This is a genomic window from Psychromonas sp. L1A2, from assembly GCF_009828855.1.
In the GTDB taxonomy this organism is placed as follows: Bacteria; Pseudomonadota; Gammaproteobacteria; order Enterobacterales; family Psychromonadaceae; genus Psychromonas.
This window is the reverse complement of sequence record NZ_WUAG01000001.1, coordinates 1,662,314-1,683,302: the sequence shown is the minus strand read 5'-3', so window position 1 is coordinate 1,683,302 and position 20,989 is coordinate 1,662,314. Positions and strand designations below refer to the sequence as shown.

Below are 20,989 nucleotides of genomic sequence, written 5' to 3'. Positions count from 1 at the left end.
TGGTTTTCGAACTAACTTCAATGAATGGCAGTCCAAAACTTTTGTGATATCTCTCTCACCTGCAGTATTTCCACCGTAAATATTGCAACATCCCACGTTTTTAGATGATTAGAAATTCACAAGTGAACTATATCTCTTTGTTTTATAGATAAATGAACGTAAAGTAATAATAATATTTTAATCATTAACTCTTGTCGTTTTTTCACCGTTAAAATGACATTTTGTGAGTTAATAAAGCTGTTAGCCGTCTTTATAGGTTCATCATTTTAAAATAGGAGATGTATATGGATATAAATAATATTTTAACTTTTATAGCAGTAGCCACATTACTTGTTGTTTCACCTGGACCTAACGGGTTCCTTATAGCAAAAACTGTTCCTGTTTCAGGTAGGAAAGCAGGTTTTGCTAATATATGGGGATTCGTAGCAGCATTTTATGTGCATGGCACTCTATCAATTTTTGGTATTTCTGTGCTATTAGTTCAATCTGCTCAAGCATTTTTTATCTTTAAAATGTTAGGTGCGGCTTACTTAATTTGGATTGGTATTAAAGCGATTATTGGTGCTTTCAAGCAAACTGAAAGCTCTACTGAAAATACTCATCAAAGCTTCAGCAAAAACACTTCAATGCGCATAGCCTTTTTTGAAGGTTTTCTAACCAATGTATTAAACCCCAAAGTATCAATGTTTTATTTAGCTGCATTTCCACAATTTATGCCTGCAAGTGAAGCAGCGCTCAGTGCATATACTCTAGTTACTACTCATGCAATTGTTAATTTTTTATGGTTTTCAATGATGATTATAATGCTTTCAAAAGTTAAAGGCATTACAAGTGGAGCAAAGTTTAAAGTGTGGTTAAACTCAATTACAGGAGTCGTTTTTATTGCTTTTGGTTCAAAACTAGCTTTCATGAAAAACGGTTAATCGGGTAGCCGGAGGTATCTAACCTCCAGCCCCCACACCACCCTTCCGGACACCAAAGTGCTGGACACTCATCGATTTAACATCCTAAAGCTTTGATTTTATTGCGATGAACTAGTGGGTGTCCGATACTTTTTATAAAAATGACCTCTTGGCATGCGAAAAAGATAGAGCTGAAAATATCAGTCGTCAAATTTTATGGGTCTAGTACTTTTATTTACTTTGTTACAACTGACAGACAGCTGCCCCTAGTTCAGGTTTAATCACTTTTTTACTAGAGAGTTCTTTACCTGTTTCTAAGCTTAAAGTCATAACTTCCCAATTTTGTTTTTTATCTACACCTACTAATACTTTTAAATTTCCATCACAGACGTCAGGCATAATGTCCATACGAGTCCAATACACATCGGTATCCCAAGCTCTATCAATTTGATAACAACTTGCTATTTTTGATGAGCTTAATTTAGTTCTACCTGATTAAGTGTTGGACAGCCACTTTATAAGCCCACCCTTATCAATTAGTTAACAATACAACGCGAAACTCAACGTGGCTGCGACAACTCTCCCGTTGAGTTTTTTCTGAATCAATTACTGACTTCAGCAAGCTTAAGGCATGGAGCGAATTATGCGACAGCATAGTGCAATGAGCGGGTTAAGCTCTGCGTACCCTTTGCCGTTGCTAGCTCATTTCGAGACATGGATGTCGAGTATGAACGGTGCGTTTAGAAGCTAGTTATTACTTTATTTTAAAAAGAGTAGATTAAAAAACGAATTGGAAGCGAGTTATGCGTCAGCATAGTTTTACGAGCGGATTAAGCTCTGCGTATCCTTTTCAGTCTTTTTGCTTACTTTATTCTTCTGGTAAGAAAAAGTATGTCGCTGACAGGGCGAAACCAATGCGAACAAAAATCTAAATGCTCCGACGAGCGCAGACGAGCTAATATAGCTATAACTTTTAATTAAAAAATAATTTGATACCAGTCTTTTTTTAAAAATGGTTGGACAGCTACGTTATAAATTTATCAGCTTTATCCAATCGTCGCTATTTGGCCCAACAACACATTCACCCTCCACTCGCATTCCTAAACGTAACTTGCAGCGCCCTGCAACACTTTCAAACTGACTTGCAGGCAATTGACGAACAGAATCAACTAATAGCAACCAGTGTTTTTCTGTTTGCTTTGCTAAGGTGTAATAAACCCATTTCCCGTTCTTTTCTTGATCAAGCAATCCTGCTTTAAATAGCATTTTTAAGTTTCGAGATACGTTGTATTGCGTTTCCCCTATTACATCCATTGCTTCTGCCACGGTGACTTTTTGATCAACGTGAATTAGCAGCCAACATAACCTTAAGCGATGCGGTTCAGCGAGGGCTTTTAATGCATCTAAATATTGTAATTCCATTTGTTACTCTTTTTATTTTCTTATACTTACAAATATTATCACTATTCCAATCAATAACACGATACTTGAATGAATCGCATGCATGATCACCACTTCTCTGCTTGCTCCTGTCAATAATGCATACCAAAAAAAAGGGCAAAAGAAGCCGAGCAAAGCAATGTTTCGCCCTGCCTTTGTTTGCTCTGATAGCCCTTCATTGTTTAACAAATCTGAAATAACTTTCCATATATGAGTGTAAGCACAGAGCTGACTCAACTTGCCGATTATCATTTTTAACATTATATCCCCTCCACTTGAAGATTTTCAGTATACATAAAAAACAACACAAAATCACACTTGCGCATTTATGCATATGTAATTATGATAGCTCCGTTCCACTAATGAAGCATTTGCTAATAAACAACATAAAGGTAATGTTATGAACATAGATAAACTAACACTCGCATTGAATGAATTTTTTCATGTAGGTGGCGCTTTAGTCATTGTTATTGCTGTGGTCTCAGTATTAACAGGTTTTATGCGTGAATATATTCCTCAAGATAAACTTCAAAAGAAATTAACAAAACATGAAAAATGGGGGCCGCTGTTAGGATCTCTATTTGGCATGTTGACGCCATTTTGTAGCGCGTCAGTGGTGCCTGTCACAATGGGGATGGCAACCATGGGCGTATCACTTGGCACCGTTTTAAGCTTTTTGATTTCAGCTCCGTTGTGTAACTTTGTTGTACTCGCAATGATTTACGCAACCTTCGGATTTAAAGTCACTATCGTTTATTTGGCGCTAACCTTTACCTCAGCAGTATTGGGTGGATGGTTAATCACCAAAACACCATGGAGAAATGAAATCAAACGCGCAGATGACATTGAGGGTAACAATGCACCAACTTGCTCCGCAACTCCTGTCACCTCTTCATGTTCAGCACCGGAAACAGAAATAAAGCCAGTAGCAACTACAAGTAGCTGTTCAACTATATCGTCTTGTTCGGCAACGCCATCTGCTGAATCAAGTAAAGCTGAGAATGCATTACGCTTTGCGCTGATTTTGTTTAAGAAAATTATTCCTTACGTATTACTCGGTGCGATTATTAGTGGTTTATCCGCAGCTTATTTACCAGCAGATATGGTTGAAAAGTATGTAGGAGACGACAGTATCCTCGCTATTTTTATTGCTGCAGTGATTGGCGTTCCACTTTATTTACGAATTGAAATGGCGATTCCACTATTGAGTGTTTTGATTGCGAAAGGGATGGGATTAGGCCCAGCGATGGCATTAATTGTCGGTGGTACGGGGGCAAGTTTACCTGAGATTGCACTGGTTTCTTCAGTGCTAAAACCAAAGGCAGTCATCGCATTTGTGGGTATTATTTTAACGACCGCAGTGATTGCAGGTTTGTTATTCCAGTACGTTGTCTAAATCCTTCTATAGGGTCTGAGCTAATTGAGTCAGCCCATCGTCATTTAAAAAGTATAAAGAAGAGATAGTAAATATGAACATTGGAATTTTATTGTGTGGTGACGTTCCTGCAAAGCTTATCAAAGAGTTCGGTAGTTACAGCGACTGTTTAAAAATGCATTATCGCTTAGATAGCTATGGTTCAGTTAAAACTTGGAATGTTTATCAAAATAATGCATTTCCTAAGTTTATTAATGAATGTGATGTTTATATTATTGGAGGAAGCCCATCTGGCGTGAATGATAATTTAAATTGGGTGAAAGATTTAACCGCTTTTATTCAATCTGCTTTTCGCGCTAAAAGGAAACTGTTTGGTATTTGCTTTGGTCATCAAGTGATTAATTATGCGCTTGGCGGAAAGGTAGAGGAAACAAAGAGAGGCTGGGGATTAGGGGCTTATGATGTGTTATTAAAGCAGAGCATAGATGAGTTAACATCGGGCCAAAAAATGAAGTTAATTGCTATTCATCGAGATCAAGTCATTAGCACCGGAGCAGGCTTCGAAGTGTTAGCGGGAAGCGAATTTTGTCCTCATTATATGACAAAATATCAAGATCGAGTATTAACAGTACAAGGCCATCCAGAATTTACGTCGGCTTTTTTTAATGCCCTACTTTCGCAACGTATAGATATATTTCAACAAGATGAAATTGAAGCCGCGACAATAACAGAAGCAATTAAGATAGATAGTTTAGCCTTTAACCGCTTTGTTACTGACTTCTTATTTGCCAAATAATCACTATCATTTTAGGCATAAAATAGGACAATAAAACTAAAATTAAAACTAAAAAAGCTCACCGTAGTGAGCTTTTTAATTCAGCTTAGCTGCTTGGATTATTGGCTTGCTGAGCTTGTTGTAGTTTTAAAGCCTGTTGTTGTAACTTATTTTGAATATTATTTAGGTCAATCAACGCATATTTATATTCAATAAAGTCTTTCACATTCGTTGCTGCACTCAGTTTTAAGTAATAAATGCCTTTAGTTAAGTTATCATTATTCATATACCAATGTGCTAAATAATAATAGGCTTCACATAAACGCTGAGCGAGTTCTTCATTGGTTTCAACACCGTTGCCAATATTGTCGAAAAAATCCCTTTCAGATATTTCGCCATTTATTACACCAACAATAGCCCAAGCAAAACGGTTATCTTCTTCTGTTGCTTGAGCTGTTTTTAATTGCTGCTCTGCCGCTTTTAAATCAACATGAGCGTTAATAATATAACGCCATAAAGAACGATATGGGTCAGTTTTATCTAATTCATAAAAATGATCGATATCTGCTTGTGCCACGTCATAACGATTGACTAACGATAATCCAATAGCGCGATGTAAATAACTGTAATCCATTTGGTCTGACAGTTCTATTGCAGAATCAAAGGCATCAAAAGCTTCATCGTAAGCTTCACCCATTAATAAATAAACACCTAATGAGTTATAAGATGCCGCTAGTGTTGGGTCCAGGCTAATTGATTGAGTAAAGTCGTAACGACTATTAGCATTAAGCCCCATCCGGTCGTAAATCAGACCTCGTTCATATAACAATATTGCACGTTGTTTATCATCAACTTTAGTTTTATCTGCAATCAGTTGATTGATACGCAATAATTTAACTTCATCTTGGTAGGAAACTTGAATTGGCGTCGCCAGTGGGAAAACTGAACTTCCATAGCCAGTGGCACTTAGTGTGTAGCTTTCATTTTTATTTTGATTATTTGAACACGCAGTAAGAGTGACAAAAGAGAGGACTATAAGTAACTTATTATATGATAATCGCATGATTTAACCCTTCTAAACAAGAGCTTCAAGAGTGTACTATATCTACGATAATGTAAAGTTTTAGCAATTCGTTTAACTAATTAATCGGCGGTTGGGGTAAAAAAAGAACTTAAATTGACTTTGCAGACAACAATCAAAAAAAAAGCACTGCAATGCAGTGCTTTTTAATTTTAGTTGGTGCTGACTCTCGATATTTACATCAATGGGTCTTGATCTGCACCCTCTTTTTCGATGACTTCAGGGATCATATGATCACGTTGAACACCTAAGCGAATCGCTAATGCACTTGCAACATAGATAGATGAATAAGTACCAACGAAGATACCAATCAACAATGCGGTAGCAAAACCGTGAATCAACTCACCACCAACAACAAACAATGAAACTAATACAAAAATAGTCGTTCCCGACGTAATAATTGTTCTGCTTAAGGTTTGTGTTAACGATTTATCTACAATCTCTTCAGGCGTTAAAGCCGGCATTGAACGAAAGTTTTCACGAATACGGTCAAATACAACAATGGTATCGTTTAACGAGTAACCGACTACAGCAAGTAGTGCAGCTAAAACCGTTAAATCGAATTCGATTTGAAATAACGAAAACACACCTAGCGTAATGATAATATCGTGTGCCAAAGCTAACACAGAGCCCGTAGCTAAACGCCATTCAAAACGCATGCTCACATAAAGCATGATACAAATCAGCGCAATGATAATAGCAATACCACCATTTTCCGCTAATTCAGCACCTACATTAGGACCAACAAACTCAATTCGGCGCATATCAACATTGCCAAAATCAGCGGCTGTTAAAGCATCTAGTATTTGATTACCAATGACTTGTCCTTTAACGCCTTCACGAGGTGCTAAACGTACCATCACTTCATGGCTTGTACCAAAATGCTGTACTACTGCATCAGAGAAGTTAGCTGCAGTTAATGTTTCACGTACTTCTGTTAGGTTTGCAGGTTGTTCAAATCCAACTTCGATTAACGTACCACCGGTGAAATCTAACCCCCAGTTTAGCCAATTAATACTCAAAGACCCTAAAGAGATAACCAATAACAACATTGATAACCAGGTTGCAGGTTTTGAATATTTCATGAAGCTAATAGTATGCTTCGACTTAATTAATTCCAACATAGTTAACCCTGCTTAGATTGAAAGTTTTTTAATGTCATTACGTCCACCCCACAGTGCATTAACAATCGCACGTGTGCCGAAGATAGAAGTAAACATTGAAGTTAAAATACCAAGTGCAAGCGTTACTGCAAAACCCTTAATTGGGCCAGTACCTACTGCGAACAAGATAACCGCGGTAATAAAGGTAGTAATATTCGCATCAGCAATCGTTGATAATGCATTTGAGTAACCTTCATTAATTGAACGCTGAATTGATTTACCAGCATTTAACTCTTCTCGGATACGTTCAAATATCAATACGTTGGCATCAACAGCCATACCAATCGTTAATACAATCCCAGCAATACCCGGTAACGTTAAAGTTGCTCCAGGAATTAATGACATTAAACCAACAATCATTACGATGTTGAATAGTAATGCGGTATTCGCCACTACACCAAACTTACGGTAATAAACAAACATAAACAGAACAACCGCTAATAAACCATAAACCATGGCTTTAATACCGTTGTCGATGTTTTGTTGACCTAAGCTTGGGCCAATAGTGCGTTCTTCTACAATTTGAATCGGTGCTGTTAGTGCACCTGCACGTAATAATAGCGCTAAGTTATGTGCTTCAGCAGTGTTATCTAAACCAGTGATACGGAAGCTACGTCCTAACTGTGCTTGAATCGTTGCAACGTTAGCAACCTCAATACGTTTCTCAGTTTCAGACTTACCGTTTGCTTTCTTTTTACCCGTTGGTAAATATTCAATAAACAATGTTGCCATTGGTTTACCGATATTATTTTTAGTGAAGCGCGACATTTTACTGCCACCTTGCGAGTCTAAAGAAATATTTACCTGTGCACGACCATATTCATCAGCACTCGATTGTGCATCAACAATATGATTACCCGTTAAGATGATTTTTTTCTTAACAACAACTGGCTGACCATCACGCTCTTTATAAAGTGCAGAAGAAGCGGGAACACGACCTGCTAATGCATCAGACACATCCGTATCAGAGTCAACAGCATGGAATTCTAACGTTGCCGTTGCGCCAAGGATCTCTTTAGCACGAGCAGTATCTTGAATACCCGGTAGTTCAACGACGATACGGTCAGTGCCTTGACGCTGTACTAACGGTTCAGCAACACCAAGTTCATTAACACGATTACGTAAGATGCTTAAGTTTTGTTGTAATGCATCTTCTTTTGCAGTCTTTAACTTTTCAGCAGTCATGCTGATAGTTAAGTAGAAAGTGCCACTTGTTTCTTTTTCGTCAAATGTAAAACCAGGATTAATCGGTTTCAAATAATCAACAGCACTGTCTAGAATTTCTTGCGACGTAAAACGTAGTATTACACCCGTTTCTGTAGACGCTTTTTCGATACCACGGTAACGAATTTTCTGTTCTCTTAAATCAGCACGTAAGTCTTGAACCATTTGTTCTTGTTCTTTGCTTATTGCTTCGTCCATATCCACTTCCATTAAGAAGTGAACACCACCACGAAGGTCAAGACCTAGCTTTAATGGGCTACCGCCAATTGCTTCTAACCAAGCTGGGGTTGCGGCTGCTAAGTTTAATGCCGTAACAAAACCATCGCCTATTTGTGCGCTGATTGTTTCACGTGCAATTAATTGTTCTTCACTTGAAGACAGTCTTACTAAAATTTGACCGTTTTCTAGCACGGTTGATTTTGGTGAGATATTCGCTTGCTTAAGGATGTCTTGTACTTTATCTAAAGTAGATAATTCAACAGTAGCACCACGAGTAGCAGAAACTTGCACAGCAGGATCTTCACCATACAGATTTGGAGCGGCATAAACTAAAGTAAATAAAACTATGAACCCTAGTAATAGATACTTCCAAAGAGGATATTTATTTAACACGATAATGTCCTTTATTTGACGCTAAAGGTAATAAAAATACCTTCATTACTTAATTAGACGTTTATTAAGCGATGAAGGTATATCAAAAAGGCAGGAGACCCTGCCTTTTTTATTTAGATTGACTTAAGCGTACCTTTTGGAAGTACTGCTGTAATAAAGTCTTTTTTGATTAGAATAATGTTATTTTCGTTTAACTCTACTTGAACATATTCGCTATCAGCACTAATTTTAGCAACACGACCAATCAAACCGCCTGTTGTTAATACTTCATCATTTTTACCAATGTTATCCATTAGGTTTTTATGTTCTTTTGTACGACGCGCCTGAGGGCGGTAAATCATAAAGTAGAAAATAGCTGCAAAAACAACTAACATAAAAATCATTTGCATGCCGCCGCCGTCAGCTGGAGCGCCTTCTGCTGCTGCGTGTGCTTGAGAGATAAATAAACTCATGTTATATCCTTTATTGTATAAAAATTAAACTATCTATAAATTATCTAATAGTATGGTAATAGTATTGTGTTATCAATTATTTAGAACTGGTTTTTCTTTTCCAATTCGTTTGTAAAACAAATCAACAAACTCGTCTAATGTACCTGCTGAAATCGCATCACGCAAACCTTTCATCAAACGTTGGTAATAACGTAAGTTATGGATCGTGTTTAAGCGAGCTCCAAGGATTTCTCCACATTTGTCAAGGTGATATAAGTATGCACGTGTATAATTTTTACAAGTGTAACAATCACATTCTGCATCTAACGGGCTGGTATCTTCACGATGTCTTGCATTACGAATTTTAACAACGCCATCGGTCGTAAATAAGTGTCCATTTCGCGCATTACGCGTTGGCATAACACAGTCAAACATATCAACACCACGACGAACGCCTTCCACCAAATCTTCTGGTTTACCAACACCCATTAAGTAACGCGGTTTGTCTGCTGGAATTTTAGTGGTTACATGATCTAATATGCGATGCATATCTTCTTTAGGCTCACCAACAGCAAGACCACCAATCGCATAACCATCAAAGCCGATTTTCTCTAACCCTGCTAATGACACATCACGAAGATGTTCATAACAACCACCTTGAATAATACCAAATAAAGCATTTGGGTTTTCTTGTTCGTTAAATCGATTACGGCTACGTTCAGCCCAGCGTAAAGAAAGCTTCATCGAAATATCTGCTTCTTCTTCTGTCGCTGGGTAAGGCGTACATTCATCAAAAATCATCACGATATCAGATCCGAGATCGTATTGAATTTCCATTGAAATTTCCGGCGATAAAAATACTTCGTCACCATTAACAGGGCTTCTGAAATACACGCCCTCTTCTTTGATCTTACGCATTTTACCTAAACTGAAAACTTGGAAACCACCAGAATCAGTTAAAATTGGACCTTTCCAGTTCATAAAGTCATGTAAATCGCCATGTTGTTTAATAACCTTTTGTCCTGGGCGTAACCAAAGATGGAAGGTATTGCCTAATAAAATTTCAGCACCGGTTGCATCAACTTCTTCAGGTGTCATGCCTTTTACCGTGCCGTAAGTGCCTACTGGCATAAACGCAGGCGTTTCAACCGTTCCACGGTCAAAGGTTAAACGGCCACGACGAGCGCGACCATCAGTTGTAATTAATTCGTATTTCATGGTTTTCCTTATCAGAGAAACAGTCTGATTTCTTTATTGAACAATTATTAAAGCTAATTGAGTGATGCTGATTGATCTTTATCAACTCTTTACGCTTTATATTCTACTTTTACTTAAATTAACTATTTAAATTATTAATTTTAAACAGCTTTTAAATTTATTTTTAGACTTAATACTTTTCAAGTATTACTTATATCGCAGTCTAATTAGTTTTTTTAGTTAAAAACATCGCGTCGCCATAACTAAAGAAACGGTATTTTTTCTCGATTGCAGTTTGGTAAGCATGGTCAATATTTGCTTTGCCTGAGAAAGCACTTACCAGCATCAATAATGTTGATTCTGATAAATGGAAATTAGTGATCATTGCATCAACCAGTTGGAACTCATACCCAGGGTAAATAAAGATACTGGTTTCCGAAAAGAAAGGGGCTAATTCAAGTCCTTTCGCTAAGCTAACGCTAGCCGCACTTTCAATAGATCTTACCGAAGTAGTGCCTACTGCAATAACACGTCCGCCTGCCGCTTTGGTTGCTGTGATTTTATCAACCACTTCTTGAGAGACTTCTGCGTATTCACTATGCATTTGATGATCGAGTATATTATCTACTTTAACAGGCTGAAAAGTGCCCGCTCCAACATGCAAAGTAACAAAAGCAAAATCGGTTCCTTTAGCCGTTAATTTATCTAAGATAATTTGATCAAAATGTAAACCAGCCGTTGGTGCAGCGACTGCGCCAGGGTTTTTATTATAAACCGTTTGGTAACGCTCTTTATCGGCATCTTCGTCAGGTCTATCAATATATGGTGGTAAAGGCATGTGGCCAATACGTTCTAAAATTTGTAAAACGGTTTCTTCGCTATCGACTTTAATTTCAAATAACGGACCTTGACGTTGAACCATTTCCGCTTTTACATCATTTTCAAGCAGTAGTTTACAACCTGGTTTAGGCGATTTAGAGCTACGAACATGTGCAAGAAAGCTTTTTTCATCTAAAACACGTTCAACCAGTACTTCAATTTTGCCACCGGTTTCTTTGCTGCCAAATAAACGGGCAGGAATAACACGTGTATCATTGAATACAAGTAGATCATTTGGATTTACTAAATCAATTATATCGGTGAAGTTTAAATGACTTAATTCACCAGAATTAGCCTCTAATGAAAGTAAGCGACTATTCGTACGTTCTGGCATTGGGTAACGCGCAATCAATTCTTCAGGAAGGTGAAAAGAAAAATCAGCAACTTTCATGTAACAGTCTAAATAAAATGCGGAGTATACCTGATGCTATATAGGCTGCAAAGGTTTGTCGTTAAAATGAAAAAAGCGCAGATAAATAAATTCATCTACGCTTTTTATAAGGTACGTTAAATGTGCTATTAACCGCTATTCAATTAAAGAATTAATCTCTTCTTCAGTAGCATGACGGACATCAATACCTTTCACTAAATATACAATTTGTTCACAGATATTTTGACATCTGTCACCAATACGTTCAATTGCTCGTGCTGAGGCTAAAACGTTAAGTACAAATGGTACAGAACGAGGGTCTTCCATCATAAACGTCATTAATTCACGTAAAATACTTTCGTATTGACGATTTACTTTCTTATCTTCGTTATGTACTGCAATGGCAGCATGAAGATCTAAGCGAGTAAAGGCATCTAGCGCATTATGCAACATTTTCATCGTAATCTGGCCCATATTCTCTAGGCCGATTAACGACGGTACTTTTTTACCGTGATTTTCGATAACTGTTTTAGCAATAGCAGTAATACTATCACCTACTCGTTCAAGTTCAGTCACTGTTTTCATGATCGTTAAAATCAAGCGTAAATCAGATGCTGCAGGTTGACGTTTAGCGATAATACGAGAACAATCTTGGTCAACCTTTGTTTCGAATTCATTGACTTCATTATCTTTAACAATAACTTTACGTGCTAACTCTAGATCATTTTCAGCCATTGCAGACAATGCATCAGCTAATTGTTGTTCAATAAGCCCGCCCATTTGCATAACTTGGTTACGCACACTTTCAATCTCATTATTAAATTGTCCTGAAATATGACGGTTTAAATTTAAGTTTTCCATTTTATTTCCTCATTTAACCGTAACGGCCAGTAATGTAATCTTCTGTCTGTTTTTGTGTTGGCGAAGTGAATAAGGTATTGGTATCCGAATATTCAATTAATTTACCCATGTACATAAAGGCCGTTTGATCTGACACACGTGCTGCTTGTTGCATATTATGCGTAACGATCACAACCGTGAACTTTTTCTTTAATTCAGTAATCAATTCTTCAATCGTTAATGTAGAGATTGGATCCAGTGCTGAAGTTGGTTCATCTAACAATAGCACTTCAGGGCCAATAGCAATGGCACGTGCAATGACTAAACGTTGTTGCTGACCACCAGAAAGACCAAATGCGTTATCATGTAATCTGTCTTTTACTTCATTCCATAAAGCAGCACCACGCAGTGATGTCTCGCATGCTTCATCTAATGTACGTCGGTCATTAATACCTTGTAGGCGCAATCCGTACACGACATTTTCATAGATAGATTTAGGGAAAGGGTTTGGACGTTGGAATACCATACCGATACGACGACGTAACGAAGCAACATCAACTGATTTATCATAGATATTAATGCCTTGTAACTCGATATTGCCATCAACACGACAAATTTCAACTAAGTCATTCATGCGATTGATACAACGTAATAATGTTGATTTACCACAACCAGATGGACCGATAAACGCAGTCACTTTACCTTTAGGTATCTTCATCGATACATTATGTAACGCCTGTTTATCACCGTAGAATAAATCTAAATTTTTAATCTCTAACGCTGTGTTTTCAGCAGTTAGCGCGTTTAAGTCAGCCCCTTTCGGGTTTAAATTTGAAAAATCAATCATTTGTCTTTCCTAATCTTTATTCGCGCACACTGAGGTGCGTGGATTTATAATATTCAATTCGTAATATGTCACTTTTAACATATAGCGTTATATTAGTGCTCTAATGCTCGGTACTTTTCACGTAAGTTATTACGGATAGCAATAGCTGCTAAATTCAAACCAATAATAACGGTGACTAATAAAAACGAGGTTGCATAAACCAATGGACGTGCTGCTTCAACATTTGGACTTTGGAAACCAACATCGTAGATATGGAAACCTAAATGCATAAACTTACGGTCTAAATGTAAGAACGGGAAGTTTCCATCAACGGGCAATGTTGGTGCAATTTTCACCACTCCGACCAGCATTAACGGGGCCACTTCACCAGCTGCACGCGCAACGGCTAAAATCAAACCGGTCATAATAGCAGGACTTGCCATTGGAATAACAATCCTCCATAACGTTTCTGACTTTGTTGCACCTAATGCTAAAGAACCTTCACGTAAGGTACTTGGTATACGGCTTAACCCTTCTTCCGTTGATACAATAACCACTGGTAACGTTAAAATAGCTAATGTTAACGCTGACCACAGGACACCTGGTGAACCAAATGTCGGTGATGGTAATGCTTCAGGGTAAAGTAATTGGTCGATACTGCCACCCAGAATATAAACAAAGAAACCTAAACCAAATACACCATAAACAATAGACGGTACACCAGATAGATTGATTACAGCGATACGAATAAATTTAGTAATGTTATTTTTACCTGCATATTCATGCAAATAAATAGCCGCAACCACACCAAATGGCGTCACAATCACAGCCATTAACATCACCATGAAAACAGTACCAAAGATAGCAGGGAACACACCACCTTCTGTATTGGCTTCACGCGGGTCGCTACTCACAAATTTATAAACCTGATGGAACCAATGCCCTACTTTCTGCATAAAGCTCATATCATTGGGTTGATAGAAGTCTAATATATAAGATAGTGGCATCGTCACTAAACGCCCAGTCATATCTTTTACTACCACACTGTCGCGCTTTGCTTGATCACGATAACTAAATAACTCGCTTTCTAATCCTAAGTATTCAGCTCGTAACGCATCACTGCTAGCCGCAAATTCAGCAATTTTTTGCTCTGTTAATTCACCGTCTAACTCTAGCTTACGTTGCTTTAGACGAATGCGGTCTAGATCGTTATTAATACGACCGATATCACCCGTTAATAGCCCATGCTCTTTATCACGAAACTCAAGCGCACGTTCAAGACGCAAATTAAGTTCATCGTCTAAACGACCCTGCTCAATATTAAGCTTTTGTTCACCTTCATTAATAGAATCTAAATAACCATAAAAATTACCATTTTTAGTTCTTTCAAAAACAACAACGTCATGTGCAACTTTCTTATCTTGAATAATTGTTTCTAAAATCCATTGGAAGTCTAAATCAACATATTCACGGTTACCTGTTTTAATTAAAAAACGTTCTAATGATTCTGGATAGTCTTCTAACCCAGTAACACCACCATCAATTAACTGTTGTTTTAATACATGTTCTTGGTCATAAATTTCACCAATTAAAACTGACTGTTCACCTTGCTCATTTTGCATTGAGAATTCATACACTGTCGCAGGCCAAAAGAAGCTTAACCCTCTCCAACCAATCAGTAGAAATAACCCAATAACTGCAATCAAACTCAAACTTACAGCACCACCTGTCATCCAAATCCACGGTGTGCCTGATTTAAACCATTTACCCATAATAACTAACTCCTATTTATAGGCTTGAATATTTTTCACGCAAACGCTGACGTATAAACTCAGCAATGGTGTTGAAGAAGAAGGTAAAGAGAAACAACACAAATGCAGCGAGGAATAAAACTCGGTAATGTGAACTGCCTACTTCCGATTCCGGCATTTCCACTGCTATATTTGCTGATAAAGTACGCATCCCTTCGAAGATGTTCCAATCCATGATTGGTGTATTACCTGTCGCCATTAATACAATCATCGTTTCACCTACGGCACGTCCCATTCCCATCATCACAGCAGAGAAAATACCTGGACTAGCAGTTAAAATAACTACTTTAGCCAGTGTTTGCCAGCGTGTCGCACCTAATGCTAATGACCCCATGGTTAAACTCTTAGGCACACTAAAGATGGCATCTTCAGCAATTGAGAAGATAGTTGGAATAACCGCGAACCCCATTGCGATACCAACAATTAACGAGTTACGTTGGTCAAAGTTAATACCCAATTCATTGGTTAAATACATACGGGTATCACCATTGAATAACCAGATTTCAAGCGTGTCACTAAACGCCATTGAGAAATAACCAGTCGCAACAAGAATAGGCAATAACACTAATGGCAACACACCTTCGCTTACTTTGTCACTTAATGATTTTGGTAAATTAGTCCAGATAATCGCAGCAACGAGTACACTAGCCGGCAGACTTATCATCAATAAAATAATACCTGGCAATTGATTTTCAACAATCGGCGCTAGCCATAAACCAGCCAAGAACCCTAAAATAACAGTAGGTAATGCTTCCATTATTTCAACCGTTGGTTTGATATAAGTTCTGATACTAGGGGCCATAAAATACGCAGTGTAAATAGCAGCTGATATCGAAATTGGCACAGCAAATAACATCGCGTAAAAAGCGGCTTTGATAGTACCGAATGAAATGGGTACAAGACTCATTTTAGCTTCAAAATCATCACTAGCAGAGGTTGATTGCCAAACATATTGTGGTTCAGGGTAACCTTCATACCAAACTTCTTGCCATAACGCAGACCAAGTGATCTCTGGATGCTCATTATCTACATGATAAAGCTTAATAACATCTTTATCTGCGACAAGAATTGCATTCGCACGTGGAGAAATCGCAACAACTAAAGAACCTACTTTAGAAATAGACTCAGTTAATAGTTCAGTTTCACCTGTTGAATGGAAAATAGATAAATCGCCAGCTTCCGTAGTGGTTAAAAACCCTTTACGAAAGAATTCAGGAACAATACTTGTTACTTCTGCAGGGGCTTTAAAATCACGAATATAAGTAAATTCGCGTTTATTTTCACTTAACACTTCAAACCACTGGCTAATAACACCATTCTCATTGGCAACTAATAATGAACTAGCGCCCGTCAGTAACTGCACATCATTTACATTACTGCCTTTAGCATTAATTTGAAAAGCTGATGAAATATGAATATCATTGCTGTCAGAAATATCGTAAACGAGTAAATCATTACCACTTCGAACAAACAACTTTCTAAGATTTGGTGTTAATAGTAACTGGTCTACTTTATTAGGAAATGATGGTAATTTAAATAACGCTTGCTCCCAAACCACTTCATCAGTCATGAAATTTTCTTCGGCTGTTAATAGAAGAAATACACCTTCACCGTTACTTTGAACAGCAGCGATACCCGCATAATCTGAATTCATTTCAAATGAAAGATGTGTTAACGCTTGTTTATCTTCAGAAACGATAAAGCTATTTTCACCTAATGGGAAATCAATTTCAGGCGTGATTAATCGTTTATCTTTTGGATAAGAAGTTACAAAATCCGGTTTAACAATTTTCACTTCACCACTATTATTGGCTAAAGCAAACATACCATTAACCGGCATGGTTTTAGTTATATTATTAGTATCTGCAAATGCTTGGTATTTTAGAAGTGATTTACCTAAATCACGTTCTCTTAATGAATAAAAGCTCAACAAACCTTGATTATCCATCTGGTAAGCAACTTCGTTTTGCTCGTCTATGCCCAATGCATAAATAGGTGTTAAATTTTGACGTTGAAAGGATTGTTTTTGTTCAATGCTAACAGGTGCAAAAATGGGTAATACAACATATAAAAGATACCCAAAAATTAATAACAAAGTGACTAGCACTGATGTGCCACCGATTGTTACGCCATATTTAACTAACTTATCCTTAACCACTCGCTTTTTATTAGCTTGTAGCGTGGTCGCTAAATCACGTTCCATTTACTATCTCCAACATAATTGATAGCAAAGATTATAGGTCTATTTTATGACAGTTATATTACAACTGTCATAATACTGATATTTACGTTAATTCAGGGGAGCAAATTGAATAATTGATAACATAAATGGAATTCATGATTATGTACTGGCTAAAAAACACACTGCTTCGTTATAAATTTCGTAAAAGGAAAAACGAAGAAATAAGTTATTTTAACAAGTAAAATAGATCCGTTAATTAGTGTGATTGCTCTTATACCGATTACATTAAATAAGTGATCTAAATTTTGCGCAGGAAAAATGACTTAGTTCAAGGCGAAAATTGAGCTAAATGGTTGTTCCCTTTACGAAATTTACAACGAAGAAATAAGTTATTTTAACAAGTAAAATAGATAACTTAATTAGTGTGATTGGTCTTATATACTTTATGTCATTGCTTTAATGGTTCAACAAGCAAATAAAGTAAATTCAAAGATCAGAAAAGTCAGATTTAATGGGTAAGATTTTTAAATAAAAATAAAGAAGAGTCTAAAAATATTTAATAGGTTACGACAACAAAATTTAGATAAAAAAAAGGAGACTAAATGTCTCCTTCTTCAATACTGTTAATCAATAAATGATTAAGCTAGCGCTTTTTTTGCAACTTCTACTAAATGAGCAAATGTTGCTTTATCAAATACAGCTATGTCAGCTAAGATCTTACGATCGATTTCAACAGAAGCCTTTTTAAGACCATTGATGAAACGGCTGTAAGATAATCCGCTAATACGAGATGCAGCATTAATACGTGCAATCCATAGTTGACGGAACTGACGTTTACGTTGACGACGGTCACGGTAAGCGTATTGACCAGCTTTAGTTACTGCTTGAACCGCTACGCGATAAACACGTGAACGAGCTCCGTAATAACCTTTAGCTTGTTTTAAGACTTTTTTATGGCGTGCACGAGCTTGTACACCGCGTTTTACTCTTGGCATTTTATATATTCCTTACTTAAGCGAATGGTAACATTCTGTTAATACTAGGTACGTCTACTTTAGCTACCATGCTTTGAGCACGTAGATGGCGTTTACGTTTAGTAGATTTCTTAGTAAGGATATGACGTAAGTGAGATTGCTTACGTTTAAAACCACCAGAAGCAGTCTTTTTAAAGCGCTTTGCAGCACCTTTGTTAGATTTCATTTTAGGCATTGCGAACTCCGCATTGTTAAAATTTAAATTAAACCAGTAAGGCGAGTAAATAGTGCGAATATTCTCATATTCGCACATCAATACTACTTTATGCCTTAGCTAGCACGTTTAGGGCCAAGTACCATCACCATTTGACGACCTTCCAGTTTAGGGAAAGATTCGACAGTAGAGATTTCAACTAAATCGTTTTTAACGCGATTTAATAATTCCATCCCAAGTGATTGATGCGCCATTTCACGACCACGAAAACGTAGCGTTACTTTGGCTTTGTTACCCTCTTCAAGAAAGCGAGTCAGGCTGCGTAGTTTTACCTGATAATCGCCATCATCAGTCCCAGGACGGAATTTTATTTCCTTCAACTGAACCTGTTTCTGATTCTTCCGTTGTTCTTTAACGGATTTACTCTTTTCAAAGAGAAATTTGCCATAGTTCATGATGCGACAAACTGGCGGCTCGGCATTCGGACTGATCTCAACTAGATCCAAGTCTGTGTCAAATGCCATATTTTTTGCTTCTTCTAAAGAAACAATACCAACTGGCTTGCCTTCTGAATCAGAAAGACGTACTTCAGTACCAGTTATTTCATCGTTTAAACGATGTTTATTGCCCGTTTGCGGGGCTTTTTTTGCACCTTTTATAACAAATTCCTCCAAGTTATTTATGAACGTGTGATGATTTCTTGTTTTACATGGTCAATGAAATTATCAACCTGCATCTTACCAAGGTCATCACCCTTGCGTGTTCTTACTGCTACTTCATTTGCTTCGACCTCTTGGTCTCCGATAACGAGTAAGTAAGGAACGCGCTTTAATGTATGCTCGCGGATTTTAAAGCCTATCTTCTCATTTCTCAAGTCCGAAATGGCTCTAACACCCGATTTTTTCAATTTATTTACTACTTCAGTGACAAAATCTGACTGTTTGTCAGTAATATTCATCACAACCACCTGTTGAGGTGATAACCAAGTTGGGTAAATACCTGCATACTCTTCAGTTAAGATACCAATGAAACGCTCTAACGAACCAAGAATAGCTCGGTGAATCATTACTGGAGTATGTCGTTCGTTATCTTCACCAACATAAGTGGCATCTAAACGACCCGGCATTGAAAAATCTAATTGTATTGTACCACATTGCCATGCACGACCTAAACAATCATACAAAGTAAATTCTATTTTTGGACCATAGAAAGCACCTTCGCCTGGTAAGTATTCAAATTTAACACCATTTTCATCTAATGCATGTGCTAAAGCAGCTTCAGATTTATCCCATGTTGCATCATCACCGACACGTTTTTCAGGACGAGTCGACAATTTAACTACGATATCTTCGAAACCAAATGTTTTATAACATTCGAAGACCATGTTAATGCATGCTGATACTTCTTCAAGAATTTGCGCTTCTGTACAGAAGATATGCGCATCATCTTGTGTAAAACCACGTACACGCATTAAACCATGTAAAGAACCCGATGGCTCATTACGGTGACATGAACCAAATTCAGATAATCGTAATGGTAAGTCACGGTACGATTTTAAACCTTGGTTAAAGATTTGTACGTGACCAGGACAGTTCATTGGTTTAATTGCATAATCACGGTTTTCACTACAAGTACAGAACATACCGTCTTTGTATTTATCCCAGTGACCCGACTTTTCCCATAAAGAACGATCTAGTATTTGTGGCGCTTTTACTTCTTGGTAACCAAAGGCAACCGTTTGTTCACGAATATAACTTTCAAGCTCACGGAAAATAGTCCAACCATTTGGATGCCAGAACACCATACCCGGTGCTTCATCTTGCATATGGTAAAGATCTAACTGTTTACCAATTTTACGGTGATCACGTTTAGCCGCTTCTTCAAGGCGCTTTAAGTAAGCATTTAGCTGTTTTTTGTCAGCCCAAGCTGTACCGTATATACGTTGTAACATTTTGTTATCAGAATCAGCACGCCAATATGCGCCTGATACTTTCATTAATTTAAACCATTGGCTAAATTTCATCATCGGTACGTGTGGACCACGACACATATCGACATATTCTTCATGATGGTATAGACCAGGACGGTCTTCTTTATCAATACCTTCAAGAATTTCTAATTTATAAGGTTCATTGCGTTCTTTAAATACTGCAATCGCTTCATCAACGCTGACTTTCTTTTTAACAACTTGATAGTTAGTTTTAACTAGCTGTTGCATGCGTTTTTCAATTTTAGCTAACTCTTCATCATTAATGGTTACATCAAGATCAATATCATAGTAAAAACCATTATCAATGGTTGGTCCTATTGCCATTTTTGCTTCTGGGTACAATTGTTTAATTGCATGACCTAACAAATGCGCACAAGAGTGACGTAATATTTCTAGACCTTCATCATCTTTATTGGTGATAATTGATACGTCTGCATCAGTTTCAATAGGATCACAAGCATCTACAAGTTGTCCGTTAACGCGACCTGCAATACAAGCTTTCGCTAAACCAGGACCGATATCTGCTGCGATATCCATAATTGAAGTAGTAGTGTCAAATTGACGTTGATTTCCATCGGGAAGAGTAATAATTGGCATGCGAATTCCTCACAGTGATGCTTCCAACCAAAAAGCATTTGTATTAATTAAAAAGAGGAGCGCATTTTACTGCATTAAGGAGCACAATAAAAGACACTAAAGGTTA

General features: G+C 37.4%; 20 protein-coding genes. 3 read left to right on the top strand and 17 right to left on the bottom strand.

Annotated features, from left to right (window positions below; genetic code table 11):
* The first annotated feature begins 284 nt into the window (after nt 1–284).
* A complete protein-coding gene (locus GQR59_RS07270; RefSeq protein WP_160061322.1) occupies nt 285–923 on the top strand; it encodes a LysE family translocator in 639 nt (212 codons plus the stop codon).
* Nucleotides 924–1,145: 222 nt separating this feature from the next.
* On the opposite strand, the gene GQR59_RS07265 is transcribed toward GQR59_RS07270, so the two are convergent.
* The 3 genes from GQR59_RS07265 to GQR59_RS07255 form a co-directional block, all read right to left on the bottom strand.
* Nucleotides 1,146–1,325 carry a hypothetical protein gene (locus GQR59_RS07265; RefSeq protein WP_160061321.1) on the bottom strand — a complete coding sequence of 60 codons (180 nt, stop codon included), beginning with the start codon at nt 1,323–1,325 and terminating at the stop codon, nt 1,146–1,148.
* A gap of 606 nt (nt 1,326–1,931) precedes the next feature.
* Complete coding sequence (locus GQR59_RS07260) at nt 1,932–2,324, bottom strand: ArsR/SmtB family transcription factor (protein ID WP_160061320.1); 393 nt, start codon at nt 2,322–2,324, stop codon at nt 1,932–1,934.
* Nucleotides 2,325–2,336: 12 nt separating this feature from the next.
* The gene (locus GQR59_RS07255; RefSeq protein WP_160061319.1) at nt 2,337–2,603 is read right to left on the bottom strand and encodes a hypothetical protein; all 267 of its coding nucleotides are present in this window, start codon (nt 2,601–2,603) and stop codon (nt 2,337–2,339) included.
* A 139-nt stretch (nt 2,604–2,742) separates the two neighbouring features.
* Here GQR59_RS07255 and GQR59_RS07250 point away from each other — a divergent pair, with 139 nt between their 5' ends.
* Together GQR59_RS07250 and GQR59_RS07245 are read left to right on the top strand one after the other, a co-directional pair.
* On the top strand, nt 2,743–3,738 hold the full coding sequence (locus GQR59_RS07250) for a permease (RefSeq protein WP_236546681.1): 996 nt from the start codon (nt 2,743–2,745) through the stop codon (nt 3,736–3,738).
* 73 nt (nt 3,739–3,811) lie between these two features.
* Nucleotides 3,812–4,513 carry a type 1 glutamine amidotransferase gene (locus GQR59_RS07245; RefSeq protein ID WP_160061318.1) on the top strand — a complete coding sequence of 234 codons (702 nt, stop codon included), beginning with the start codon at nt 3,812–3,814 and terminating at the stop codon, nt 4,511–4,513.
* A gap of 85 nt (nt 4,514–4,598) precedes the next feature.
* Here GQR59_RS07245 and nlpI read toward each other — a convergent pair whose 3' ends face one another.
* From nlpI to thrS, 14 genes are all read right to left on the bottom strand, one after another.
* The gene (nlpI, locus tag GQR59_RS07240; RefSeq protein WP_160061317.1) at nt 4,599–5,555 is read right to left on the bottom strand and encodes a lipoprotein NlpI; all 957 of its coding nucleotides are present in this window, start codon (nt 5,553–5,555) and stop codon (nt 4,599–4,601) included.
* A gap of 194 nt (nt 5,556–5,749) precedes the next feature.
* Nucleotides 5,750–6,697 (bottom strand): protein translocase subunit SecF, encoded by a 948-nt coding sequence (gene secF, locus GQR59_RS07235; protein WP_160061316.1) that lies wholly within the window; start codon nt 6,695–6,697, stop codon nt 5,750–5,752.
* Nucleotides 6,698–6,709: 12 nt separating this feature from the next.
* On the bottom strand, nt 6,710–8,572 hold the full coding sequence (secD, locus tag GQR59_RS07230) for a protein translocase subunit SecD (RefSeq protein ID WP_160061315.1): 1,863 nt from the start codon (nt 8,570–8,572) through the stop codon (nt 6,710–6,712).
* A 113-nt stretch (nt 8,573–8,685) separates the two neighbouring features.
* Complete coding sequence (gene yajC, locus GQR59_RS07225) at nt 8,686–9,024, bottom strand: preprotein translocase subunit YajC (RefSeq protein ID WP_160061314.1); 339 nt, start codon at nt 9,022–9,024, stop codon at nt 8,686–8,688.
* A gap of 72 nt (nt 9,025–9,096) precedes the next feature.
* On the bottom strand, nt 9,097–10,221 hold the full coding sequence (gene tgt / locus GQR59_RS07220; protein WP_160061313.1) for a tRNA guanosine(34) transglycosylase Tgt: 1,125 nt from the start codon (nt 10,219–10,221) through the stop codon (nt 9,097–9,099).
* Nucleotides 10,222–10,423: 202 nt separating this feature from the next.
* Entirely contained in the window at nt 10,424–11,470 is a 1,047-nt protein-coding gene (gene queA, locus GQR59_RS07215; protein WP_160061312.1) for a tRNA preQ1(34) S-adenosylmethionine ribosyltransferase-isomerase QueA, read from the bottom strand.
* Between the two features lie 135 nt (nt 11,471–11,605).
* Nucleotides 11,606–12,310 carry a phosphate signaling complex protein PhoU gene (gene phoU / locus GQR59_RS07210; RefSeq protein WP_160061311.1) on the bottom strand — a complete coding sequence of 235 codons (705 nt, stop codon included), beginning with the start codon at nt 12,308–12,310 and terminating at the stop codon, nt 11,606–11,608.
* Between the two features lie 13 nt (nt 12,311–12,323).
* Entirely contained in the window at nt 12,324–13,136 is an 813-nt protein-coding gene (pstB, locus tag GQR59_RS07205; RefSeq protein WP_160061310.1) for a phosphate ABC transporter ATP-binding protein PstB, read from the bottom strand.
* 92 nt (nt 13,137–13,228) lie between these two features.
* On the bottom strand, nt 13,229–14,887 hold the full coding sequence (gene pstA, locus GQR59_RS07200) for a phosphate ABC transporter permease PstA (protein ID WP_160061309.1): 1,659 nt from the start codon (nt 14,885–14,887) through the stop codon (nt 13,229–13,231).
* A 16-nt stretch (nt 14,888–14,903) separates the two neighbouring features.
* A complete protein-coding gene (locus GQR59_RS07195) occupies nt 14,904–17,129 on the bottom strand; it encodes an ABC transporter permease subunit (RefSeq protein WP_160061308.1) in 2,226 nt (741 codons plus the stop codon).
* Between the two features lie 617 nt (nt 17,130–17,746).
* Nucleotides 17,747–18,103: a 50S ribosomal protein L20 gene (gene rplT / locus GQR59_RS07190; RefSeq protein WP_025564056.1), complete on the bottom strand. Its 357-nt coding sequence runs from the start codon at nt 18,101–18,103 to the stop codon at nt 17,747–17,749.
* A 16-nt stretch (nt 18,104–18,119) separates the two neighbouring features.
* Nucleotides 18,120–18,317: a 50S ribosomal protein L35 gene (gene rpmI / locus GQR59_RS07185; protein WP_025564055.1), complete on the bottom strand. Its 198-nt coding sequence runs from the start codon at nt 18,315–18,317 to the stop codon at nt 18,120–18,122.
* A 95-nt stretch (nt 18,318–18,412) separates the two neighbouring features.
* The gene (gene infC / locus GQR59_RS07180) at nt 18,413–18,970 is read right to left on the bottom strand and encodes a translation initiation factor IF-3 (protein ID WP_160061307.1); all 558 of its coding nucleotides are present in this window, start codon (nt 18,968–18,970) and stop codon (nt 18,413–18,415) included.
* Between the two features lie 5 nt (nt 18,971–18,975).
* A complete protein-coding gene (thrS, locus tag GQR59_RS07175) occupies nt 18,976–20,883 on the bottom strand; it encodes a threonine--tRNA ligase (protein ID WP_160061306.1) in 1,908 nt (635 codons plus the stop codon).
* Nucleotides 20,884–20,989 lie beyond the last annotated feature (106 nt).

Coding starts and splice junctions, on each gene's coding strand:
- pstB (WP_160061310.1), bottom strand. CDS start 13,136: ATGATTGATTTTTCAAATTTAAACCCGAAAGGGGCTGACTTAAACGCG.
- rplT (WP_025564056.1), bottom strand. CDS start 18,103: ATGCCAAGAGTAAAACGCGGTGTACAAGCTCGTGCACGCCATAAAAAA.
- GQR59_RS07195 (WP_160061308.1), bottom strand. CDS start 17,129: ATGGAACGTGATTTAGCGACCACGCTACAAGCTAATAAAAAGCGAGTG.
- pstA (WP_160061309.1), bottom strand. CDS start 14,887: ATGGGTAAATGGTTTAAATCAGGCACACCGTGGATTTGGATGACAGGT.
- GQR59_RS07260 (WP_160061320.1), bottom strand. CDS start 2,324: ATGGAATTACAATATTTAGATGCATTAAAAGCCCTCGCTGAACCGCAT.
- secF (WP_160061316.1), bottom strand. CDS start 6,697: ATGTTGGAATTAATTAAGTCGAAGCATACTATTAGCTTCATGAAATAT.
- tgt (WP_160061313.1), bottom strand. CDS start 10,221: ATGAAATACGAATTAATTACAACTGATGGTCGCGCTCGTCGTGGCCGT.
- phoU (WP_160061311.1), bottom strand. CDS start 12,310: ATGGAAAACTTAAATTTAAACCGTCATATTTCAGGACAATTTAATAAT.
- GQR59_RS07250 (WP_236546681.1), top strand. CDS start 2,743: ATGAACATAGATAAACTAACACTCGCATTGAATGAATTTTTTCATGTA.
- GQR59_RS07270 (WP_160061322.1), top strand. CDS start 285: ATGGATATAAATAATATTTTAACTTTTATAGCAGTAGCCACATTACTT.
- nlpI (WP_160061317.1), bottom strand. CDS start 5,555: ATGCGATTATCATATAATAAGTTACTTATAGTCCTCTCTTTTGTCACT.
- yajC (WP_160061314.1), bottom strand. CDS start 9,024: ATGAGTTTATTTATCTCTCAAGCACACGCAGCAGCAGAAGGCGCTCCA.
- rpmI (WP_025564055.1), bottom strand. CDS start 18,317: ATGCCTAAAATGAAATCTAACAAAGGTGCTGCAAAGCGCTTTAAAAAG.
- GQR59_RS07255 (WP_160061319.1), bottom strand. CDS start 2,603: ATGTTAAAAATGATAATCGGCAAGTTGAGTCAGCTCTGTGCTTACACT.
- GQR59_RS07245 (WP_160061318.1), top strand. CDS start 3,812: ATGAACATTGGAATTTTATTGTGTGGTGACGTTCCTGCAAAGCTTATC.
- queA (WP_160061312.1), bottom strand. CDS start 11,470: ATGAAAGTTGCTGATTTTTCTTTTCACCTTCCTGAAGAATTGATTGCG.
- thrS (WP_160061306.1), bottom strand. CDS start 20,883: ATGCCAATTATTACTCTTCCCGATGGAAATCAACGTCAATTTGACACT.